Origin of the sequence: Bacteroides caecigallinarum, from assembly GCF_016901995.1 — a bacterium.
GTDB classification, from domain to species: domain Bacteria; phylum Bacteroidota; class Bacteroidia; order Bacteroidales; family Bacteroidaceae; genus Phocaeicola; species Phocaeicola cellulolyticus.
The window spans coordinates 1-282 of record NZ_JACJLE010000193.1; the positions used below are offsets into that span (position 1 = coordinate 1).

1 protein-coding gene is annotated in these 282 nt (G+C 50.0%); it reads left to right on the plus strand.

Annotated features, from left to right (window positions below):
- A partial coding sequence (locus tag H6A61_RS15595; RefSeq protein WP_204394817.1) for a PD-(D/E)XK nuclease domain-containing protein occupies positions 1-282 on the plus strand: 282 nt, incomplete at both ends.

A 282-nucleotide genomic window follows, 5' to 3' on the forward strand; every position in this document is an offset into this window, starting at 1 on the left:
ACCTGGAGCTGCACTACCAGAACGTGATGTTTATTCTGTTCAAACTGCTGGGATTCTATACGCAGGCGGAATATCATACCTCGGAGGGAAGGATTGACATGGTGGTGAAGACACCGGACTACATATACGTGATGGAGTTCAAGCTGGACGGTACGGCGGAAGAGGCAATGCAGCAGATAGAGAGCAAGGACTATGCCCTGCCTTTCGAATGTGACGGAAGGAAGCTGGTGAAAGTGGGTGTGAACTTCAGCTATGAGAAGAGGAATGTGGAGAGGTGGATTG